Here is a 7,986-nt window from a genome sequence, read left to right on the forward strand (position 1 = left end):
ACGAGCTGTGAGCGACAACAAGAAGGTCGTCGTCTTCGACTACGGCTTCGGCAACGTCCGTTCCGCCGAGCGGGCCCTCGCCCACGTCGGCGCGGACGTCGAGATCACCCGCGACTTCGAGAAGGCGATGAACGCCGACGGGCTGCTGGTGCCCGGCGTCGGAGCGTTCTCCGCCTGCATGGACGGGCTGAAGAAGGCCCGCGGCGAATGGATCATCGGCCGCAGGCTCTCCGGCGGCCGCCCCGTCATGGGCATCTGCGTCGGAATGCAGATCCTCTTCGAGCGCGGCATCGAGCACGGCGTGGAGACGGAGGGCCTGGACGAATGGCCCGGCACCGTCGCCCCGCTGAAGGCCCCGGTCGTCCCGCACATGGGCTGGAACACCGTGCGGGCCCCCGAGGACTCCCAGCTCTTCGCCGGTCTCGATCCCGACGCCCGGTTCTACTTCGTGCACTCCTACGCGGTGCACGACTGGAGCCTGGAAGTCACCAACCCCAAGATCCGCGCCCCCCGGGTCACCTGGGCCACCCACGGCGAGCCGTTCGTCGCCGCCGTGGAGAACGGTGCCCTGTGGGCCACCCAGTTCCACCCCGAGAAGTCCGGCGATGCCGGCGCCCAGCTGCTGACCAACTGGATCGAGACGCTGTAATGCCGAAGCTTGAACTGCTCCCCGCCGTCGATGTCCGTGACGGCCAGGCCGTCCGCCTCGTCCATGGCGAGTCGGGCTCCGAGACCTCCTACGGTTCCCCGCTGGAGGCCGCCCTCGCCTGGCAGCGTGCCGGGGCCGAGTGGCTGCACCTCGTCGACCTGGACGCCGCCTTCGGCACCGGGGACAACCGTGCGCTGATCGCCGAGGTGGCCGGCGCCATGGACATCAAGGTCGAGCTCTCCGGCGGCATCCGCGACGACGCCTCGCTCGCCGCCGCCCTCGCCACCGGCTGCCGCCGGGTCAACCTCGGCACCGCCGCCCTGGAGACCCCGGAGTGGGTCGCCAAGGTGATCGCCGAGCACGGTGACCAGATCGCCGTCGGCCTCGACGTCCGCGGCACCACGCTGCGCGGCCGCGGCTGGACCCGCGACGGCGGTGACCTCTACGAGACGCTCGCCCGTCTCGACTCCGAGGGCTGCGCCCGCTACGTCGTCACCGACATCGCCAAGGACGGCACCCTCCAGGGCCCCAACCTGGAGCTCCTGAAGAACGTCTGCGCCGCCACCGACAAGCCCGTCGTCGCCTCCGGCGGCGTCTCCTCGCTGGACGACCTGCGGGCCATCGCCTCGCTCGTCCCGGACGGCGTCGAGGGCGCGATCGTCGGCAAGGCGCTGTACGCGAAGGCGTTCACCCTCGAAGAAGCGCTGCAGGTGGTCTCCGGATGAGCGACTCCGTCAACCGCGTGTCCTCCGGCGCCCCGTGGGAGGAGAAGTTCGGCTACTCCCGCGCGGTGCAGCTGCCGAACGGCCTCGTCCTGGTGGCAGGCTGCACATCGGTGGAGAACGGACAGATCTCCGCGGGCGGCCCGTACGAGCAGACCGTCACCTCCTTCAAGGTCGCCTTCGACGCGCTGAAGCAGCTCGGCCTGGGCCGCGAGGACGTCGTCCGCACCCGGATGTACATCACGCACGCCCGGGACGTGGACGAGGTCGGCCGCGCCCACAAGGAGCTCTTCGACGACGTCCGCCCGGCCGCCTCGATGATCATCGTGTCCGGTTTCGTGGACCCGAGCCTGGTCGTCGAGGTCGAGGTCGAGGCCTACCGGGCAGGTGCGCGGTGAGCCTCGCGGTACGCGTCATCCCGTGCCTGGACGTCGACAACGGCCGGGTCGTCAAGGGCGTCAACTTCCAGAACCTGCGCGACGCGGGCGACCCCGTCGAGATGGCGAAGCTGTACGACGCCGAGGGCGCCGACGAGCTGACCTTCCTGGACATCACCGCGTCCAGCGGCGACCGGGAGACCACCTACGACGTGGTGCGCCGCACCGCCGAGCAGGTGTTCATCCCGCTCACGGTCGGCGGCGGCGTCCGCACCGCCGACGATGTCGACAAGCTGCTGCGGGCCGGCGCGGACAAGGTCGGCGTCAACACCGCCGCCATCGCCCGCCCCGAGCTCATCCGGGAGATCGCCGAGCGCTTCGGCCGCCAGGTCCTGGTGCTCTCCGTGGACGCCCGGCGCACCCCCGCGGGCACCTTCGAGGTCACCACGCACGGCGGCCGCAGGGGCACCGGCATGGACGCCGTCGAATGGGCGCACCGGGCCGCCGAGCTGGGCGCGGGCGAGATCCTGCTCAACTCGATGGACGCCGACGGCACCAAGGACGGCTACGACACCGAGATGATCGCGGCGGTGCGCGAGCATGTGACCGTCCCCGTCATCGCCTCCGGTGGCGCCGGCCGGCTCGCCGACTTCGCGCCCGCCATCGCGGCGGGCGCCGACGCGGTGCTCGCCGCGTCCGTCTTCCACTTCGGCGATCTGCGGATCTCCGAGGTCAAGGACGCGCTCAGGGAGGCCGGACACCCGGTCCGCTGACCCCTCGGTACTCACATGGAGCAGTACTCATAGAGCAGTACTCATCGATCGCCGTACGAGCCGTTGTGGCCCGTACGGCGATCGGCGTTCTGAGGGGCCGTTCCCGGCCGGGGCGCGGCAGCAAGGACCCGCCCGCAGCTTTTATTGCGCAATAAGAATTGCGCAAGTTTTCTTTCCTGGCCAGCGCCGCGGTGTGCGCGGCAGGAGGGGCCGCCGGTCTCGCCTTCACCCGGCTGCGCCGCGCCGAACTCCCGCGCTGACCCGTCCCTGCACGCCCTACATCCCCAGCTGGGCCGTGTGCAGCCGGTCCACCGCCTCCTTGTCGCCCTCCAGGCCCACCGCCGCCGCGTCCTGCCGCCCGAACGCGAAGAGCAGCAGCTCGCCCGGCTCGCCGGTGACCGTCACCACCGGGGTGCCCTTGTGCGCCACCGCCGTCCGGCCGTCCGGACGGCGCAGCACCAGACCCACCGGGGACCTGCGGCCCAGCAGCCGGGCCGTCTTCTCGGTGCGCGACCACAGCAGATCGGCGAACACCGGGTCCAGCTCCCGCCGCGACCAGTCCGGCTGGGCCCGGCGGACGTCCTCCGCGTGGATGTAGAACTCGACGGTGTTGGCGGCCTCGTCGACCTGCTTCACGGCGTACGGGGAGAATCTCGGCGGCCCCGTACGGATCAGCTGGATCAGCTCCTCGTACGGCTTCGCGGCGAATTCGGCCTGCACCCGTTCGAGCCGGTTCTTCAGCACGCCCAGCAGAATCCCGCCCGCCGCGTCGGGCCGGCGCTCCCGGACCACCACATGGGCGGCCAGGTCCCGGGTCGTCCAGCCGTGGCACAGGGTCGGGGCCTCCGGTCCCGCCGCCTCCAACAGGTCGGCGAGCAGAAGTCGTTCACGCTTCGCATGGGTCGACATGGTCGCCAGCGTACGACCGCCGCACCCGGTCCGCCCAGTGGACGCCGCACGGAAACGCCCCCGCGGCCACGGCACAATGGGCGCATGACCAGCGCGCCCACGCCCAGTACCCCCACACCGTCCGGAAACCTCGACCCGGCCATCGCGGCCCGGCTCAAGCGCGGTGCCGACGGACTCGTCCCCGCCATCGCCCAGCAGTACGACACCGGCGAGGTGCTGATGCTCGGCTGGATGGACGACGAGGCCCTGCACCGCACCCTCACCACCGGCCGCTGCACCTACTGGTCCCGCAGCCGCCAGGAGTACTGGGTCAAGGGCGACACCTCGGGCCACATCCAGCAGGTCAAGTCCGTCGCCCTCGACTGTGACGCCGACACCGTCCTCGTCAGGGTCGACCAGACGGGTGCCGCCTGCCACACCGGCGACCGCACCTGCTTCGACGCCGACGTCCTCCCGCTCGCGCAGTAAAGGGCCAGCCACCATGGATCTCGATACCTTCCGCAAACTTGCCGTCGACCGGCGCGTCATCCCCGTCAGCCGCAGGCTCCTCGCGGACGGCGACACCCCCGTCGGGCTCTACCGCAAACTCGCGGGCGAGCGCAGCGGCACCTTCCTCCTGGAATCCGCGGAGAACGGGCGCACCTGGTCGCGCTACTCCTTCATCGGGGTACGCAGCGCCGCCACCCTCACCGCACGTGACGGACAGGCCCACTGGCTGGGCGTCCCGCCCGTCGGCGTCCCCGTCGACGGCGACCCGCTGGAGGCCCTGCGCGCCACCATCGAGACCCTGCACACCCCGCACGACCTGGTCGTCGACGACGGACTGCCCCCGTTCACCGGCGGCATGGTCGGCTACCTCGGCTACGACATCGTGCGCCGCCTGGAGAGGATCGGCGACAGCGCCGAGGACGACCTCCACCTCCCCGAGCTGACCATGCTGCTCACCTCGGACCTGGCCGTGCTCGACCACTGGGACGGCAGCGTCCTGCTGATCGCCAACGCGATCAACCACAACGACCTCTCGACCGGCGTCGACGAGGCGTACGCGGACGCCGTCGCCCGCCTCGACGCCATGGAACGGGACCTCTCCCGCCCCGTCGAGAACGCCCCCGCCGCCCTCCCGCCGTCCGAGCTGCCTCCGTACACCGCGCTGTGGGGCGGCAAGGCGTACCAGGATGCCGTCGACGACGTGAAGGAGCGCATCAGGGCCGGCGAGGCCTTCCAGGTCGTTCCCTCCCAGCGCTTCGAAACCCCGTGCACGGCAAGCGCGTTGGATGTCTACCGGGTGCTGCGCGCCACCAACCCGTCGCCGTACATGTATCTCTTCCGGTTCGACGGCTTCGACGTCGCGGGCTCCAGCCCGGAGGCCCTCGTCAAGGTCGAGGACGGACGCGCCATGGTCCACCCGATCGCCGGGACCAGGCACCGCGGCGCCACCCCGCAGGAGGACCAGGCGCTCGCCGACGAACTCCTCGCCGATCCGAAGGAACGGGCCGAGCACCTGATGCTGGTCGACCTCGGCCGCAACGACCTGGGGCGGGTCTGCGCGCCCGGCACCGTCGAGGTCGTCGACTTCATGTCCATCGAGCGGTACTCGCACGTGATGCACATCGTCTCCACCGTCACCGGCCGCGTCGCCGAGGGCCGCACCGCCTTCGACGTACTGACCGCGTGCTTCCCCGCGGGCACCCTCTCCGGCGCCCCCAAGCCCCGCGCGATGCAGATCATCGACGAGCTCGAACCGACCCGCCGCGGACTGTACGGCGGCTGCGTCGGCTATCTCGACTTCGCCGGGGACTCCGACACCGCCATCGCCATCCGTACCGCGCTGCTCCGCGACGGCACGGCGTACGTCCAGGCCGGAGCGGGTGTCGTCGCCGACTCCGACCCGGTCGCCGAGGACACCGAATGCCGCAACAAGGCCGCGGCGGTGCTCCGCGCGGTGCATACGGCCAACCGGCTCCACGGCGCATGAGCCGGTAGGGGATAGTGGAGTACGTGAGTGCTGTCCCCGTACCCCAGCCCCGTACCCGAGCCGTCATCGCGTCCGACGCCTCGGGAAGCCGCCGCAGCCTGGCCGCAGGCCTGCTCCTCGGGGCGGCGGGCGCCACCGTCGTGCTGCTCGCCTCCGGCCAGACCTGGGCCGAGGGCCGGGCGTCCGTCGGTGGCGGCTCGCTGCCGCTGACCGCCGACGGCCAGGACGTCACCGGCCTCCCGGCGGCCCTGGCCATAGTCGGCCTGGCCGCCCTCGTCGCCGTCTTCGCGGTCCGCGGGGCGGGCCGGCTGCTCGTCGCCGGGCTCCTCGCCCTCAGCGGACTCGGCGCCGGACTGAGCGCCTGCCTCGGCGCCTCCGACAGCGCGGCGCTCGACGAGAAGGCCGCCCGGTCCACCGGTGACACCTCGGCGACCATCGACGCGCTCGCCCACACCGCATGGCCCTACATCACCGCGGTCGGCGGCCTGCTGATCCTGCTCGCCGGGCTCCTCGCCCTGCGGTACGGGAAGCTCTGGCCCACCATGTCGGGACGGTACGAACGGGACGGCACCCCCCGCCCCCGCAAGGCCGCCCGCACCGCCCCGGACCCGGACCGGCCCGAGGACCTCTGGAAGGCCCTGGACCGCGGCGAGGACCCGACGCGCGACGTGTGACCCCCAGATCACGTCCGGCCACGCACGTACGGGACAATGAAACCGAGCTTTCAGCACAGCGGTACCAACAGCGCCACCAGCTTTGCGTACAGCGATACCAACAGCGCAACACCAACAAGGAGCAACTCATGGCGGGCAGCAGCCACGGACACACCCCGGCCGCCTGGACCGGTGTCATCATCTCCTTCATCGGCTTCTGCGTCGCAGGCGTCTTCATGGTCGCGGCCAACCCCGTCGGCTTCTGGGCCGGAATCGCCGTCGTCCTCCTCGGCGGGGTCGTCGGCCTCGCGATGAAGGCCGCGGGCCTCGGCATGCCGAAGGAGTCGGCGGAGATGGCTGCGGCCCGGGCCCACGCCGCACAGGCCCAGATCTCCTGACACCACGCGGCATCCGCACGCACACAAGGCGCAGCCCGGCCCGGGCTGCGCCTTTCCGCGTCAGCGGGGACAATCACCGGGTGGACGCATCGCCTACCTCCGCCGCCGCAGTGCCGGCCCCGGCCTCCGGGCCCGCTCCCGGCCATCCGTCCCCGCCGGTCTTCCCGCCGGCCCCCGTACCCGCCTCGCGCGTCCGGCGGCTGGCCACGCCGGTGGGCGTCATGGCCGTCGTCGTCGGGGCGTTCGGCTACGTCGGTGCCGTCGACCCCAACCAACCCGGCCACTACCCGCTCTGCCCGCTGCTCCGGTTCACCGGGCTCTACTGCCCGGGGTGCGGCGGGCTGCGCAGCGCCCACGCCGTCGCGCACGGCGACATCGCCGCGGCCCTCGGCTCCAACGCGCTCGCCGTCGCCGGCTACGCGGTCTTCGCCGTCCTCTGGACGGTCTGGACGGTCCGTGCCTGGCGTGGCAGGCCCATGAGCATCGCGGCGAAGCCCGTCGTCTGGTGGGGGATCGGAGCTGTGCTGCTGATCTTCTCGGTCGTCCGGAATCTACCGATCGGTTCGGCTCTGGCGCCTTGAATGCCCAGGTACTGGGACATTCATCAACCGGATTCGAGCCAGTCGCCCTCCTGCGGATAGCATTGATATGGCTGAATGTCCGATCCTGTTGCCTCATCATCACCGTCCCGAAAGGGGGCCGCTCGCGTGAGTGTGCTCGACGAGATCATCGACGGCGTACGCGCCGACCTCGCAGAGCGGCAGGCGCGTGTCAGCCTCGACGAGCTGAAGGAACGCGCCGCGCGCGCTCCGGGGGCCAAGGACGGGGTCGCCGCCCTGCGCGGCGAGGGTGTGACCGTCATCTGCGAGGTCAAGCGTTCCAGCCCCTCCAAGGGGGCCCTTGCCGCGATCGCCGACCCGGCCGCGCTCGCCGCGGACTACGAGGCGGGCGGCGCGTCCGTCATCTCGGTCCTCACCGAGGAGCGCCGCTTCGGCGGCTCGCTCGCCGACCTGGAGGCCGTCCGCGCCAAGGTCGACATCCCGGTCCTGCGCAAGGACTTCATCGTCACCTCGTACCAGCTCTGGGAGGCCCGTGCCTACGGCGCCGACCTCGCCCTGCTGATCGTCGCCGCCCTCGACCAGGAGGCCCTGGTCTCGCTGATCGAGCGCGCCGAGTCCATCGGCCTGACGCCGCTGGTCGAGGTGCACGACGAGGAGGAGGCGGAGCGTGCCGTGGACGCCGGGGCGAAGGTCATCGGTGTCAACGCGCGCAACCTGAAGGACCTGAAGGTCGACCGCTCCACCTTCGAGCGCGTCGCCCCCGAGATCCCCAACCACATCGTCAAGGTCGCCGAGTCCGGTGTCCGCGGCCCGCACGACCTGATCGCGTACGCCAACGCCGGCGCCGACGCGGTGCTCGTGGGCGAGTCCCTGGTCACCGGCCGCGACCCGCGGGCCGCCGTCGCCGACCTGGTCGCCGCGGGGCATCACCCTGATCCCGGAGCTGGCCATCGGTGCGGCACTGGTGCTC

At 71.6% G+C, this 7,986-nt stretch carries 11 protein-coding genes; 10 read left to right on the forward strand and 1 reads right to left on the reverse strand.

Going from position 1 to position 7,986, the window contains the following annotated elements; translation table 11 throughout:
* The first annotated feature begins 7 nt into the window (after window positions 1-7).
* The 4 genes from hisH to hisF are packed head-to-tail and all read left to right on the forward strand — an operon-like array spanning window position 8 to window position 2,521.
* Window positions 8-649, forward strand: a complete 642-nt coding sequence (gene hisH, locus ABZY11_RS19790; protein ID WP_356480364.1) for an imidazole glycerol phosphate synthase subunit HisH — start codon at window positions 8-10, stop codon at window positions 647-649.
* Window positions 649-1,374 carry a bifunctional 1-(5-phosphoribosyl)-5-((5-phosphoribosylamino)methylideneamino)imidazole-4-carboxamide isomerase/phosphoribosylanthranilate isomerase PriA gene (gene priA, locus ABZY11_RS19795; RefSeq protein ID WP_266736675.1) on the forward strand — a complete coding sequence of 242 codons (726 nt, stop codon included), beginning with the start codon at window positions 649-651 and terminating at the stop codon, window positions 1,372-1,374. The genes hisH and priA overlap by 1 nt, the downstream gene beginning before the upstream one ends.
* Window positions 1,371-1,769 (forward strand): RidA family protein, encoded by a 399-nt coding sequence (locus tag ABZY11_RS19800; RefSeq protein ID WP_356480365.1) that lies wholly within the window; start codon window positions 1,371-1,373, stop codon window positions 1,767-1,769. Before priA ends, ABZY11_RS19800 begins: the two co-directional genes overlap by 4 nt.
* A complete protein-coding gene (hisF, locus tag ABZY11_RS19805) occupies window positions 1,766-2,521 on the forward strand; it encodes an imidazole glycerol phosphate synthase subunit HisF (RefSeq protein ID WP_356480366.1) in 756 nt (251 codons plus the stop codon). Before ABZY11_RS19800 ends, hisF begins: the two co-directional genes overlap by 4 nt.
* 276 nt (window positions 2,522-2,797) lie before the next feature.
* On the opposite strand, the gene ABZY11_RS19810 is transcribed toward hisF, so the two are convergent.
* Entirely contained in the window at window positions 2,798-3,430 is a 633-nt protein-coding gene (locus ABZY11_RS19810) for a TIGR03085 family metal-binding protein (RefSeq protein WP_356480367.1), read from the reverse strand.
* 84 nt (window positions 3,431-3,514) lie between these two features.
* On the opposite strand from ABZY11_RS19810, the gene hisI reads away from it, so the two are divergent.
* The 6 genes from hisI to trpC form a co-directional block, all read left to right on the forward strand.
* On the forward strand, window positions 3,515-3,898 hold the full coding sequence (gene hisI / locus ABZY11_RS19815) for a phosphoribosyl-AMP cyclohydrolase (RefSeq protein WP_356480368.1): 384 nt from the start codon (window positions 3,515-3,517) through the stop codon (window positions 3,896-3,898).
* Window positions 3,834-5,405 (forward strand): anthranilate synthase component I, encoded by a 1,572-nt coding sequence (locus tag ABZY11_RS19820; protein ID WP_356480369.1) that lies wholly within the window; start codon window positions 3,834-3,836, stop codon window positions 5,403-5,405. The genes hisI and ABZY11_RS19820 overlap by 65 nt, the downstream gene beginning before the upstream one ends.
* A 14-nt stretch (window positions 5,406-5,419) precedes the next feature.
* Window positions 5,420-6,079 (forward strand): TIGR02234 family membrane protein, encoded by a 660-nt coding sequence (locus tag ABZY11_RS19825; RefSeq protein ID WP_356480370.1) that lies wholly within the window; start codon window positions 5,420-5,422, stop codon window positions 6,077-6,079.
* Between the two features lie 128 nt (window positions 6,080-6,207).
* Window positions 6,208-6,456, forward strand: a complete 249-nt coding sequence (locus ABZY11_RS19830) for an HGxxPAAW family protein (RefSeq protein WP_356480371.1) — start codon at window positions 6,208-6,210, stop codon at window positions 6,454-6,456.
* A gap of 200 nt (window positions 6,457-6,656) precedes the next feature.
* Window positions 6,657-7,037: a DUF2752 domain-containing protein gene (locus ABZY11_RS19835; RefSeq protein WP_356480377.1), complete on the forward strand. Its 381-nt coding sequence runs from the start codon at window positions 6,657-6,659 to the stop codon at window positions 7,035-7,037.
* A 126-nt stretch (window positions 7,038-7,163) separates the two neighbouring features.
* Window positions 7,164-7,986: indole-3-glycerol phosphate synthase TrpC (trpC, locus tag ABZY11_RS19840; RefSeq protein ID WP_356480372.1), on the forward strand; the 823-nt coding region annotated here is incomplete at its 3' end.

This window comes from Streptomyces sp. NPDC006510, from assembly GCF_040611955.1.
Lineage (GTDB): Bacteria > Actinomycetota > Actinomycetes > Streptomycetales > Streptomycetaceae > Streptomyces.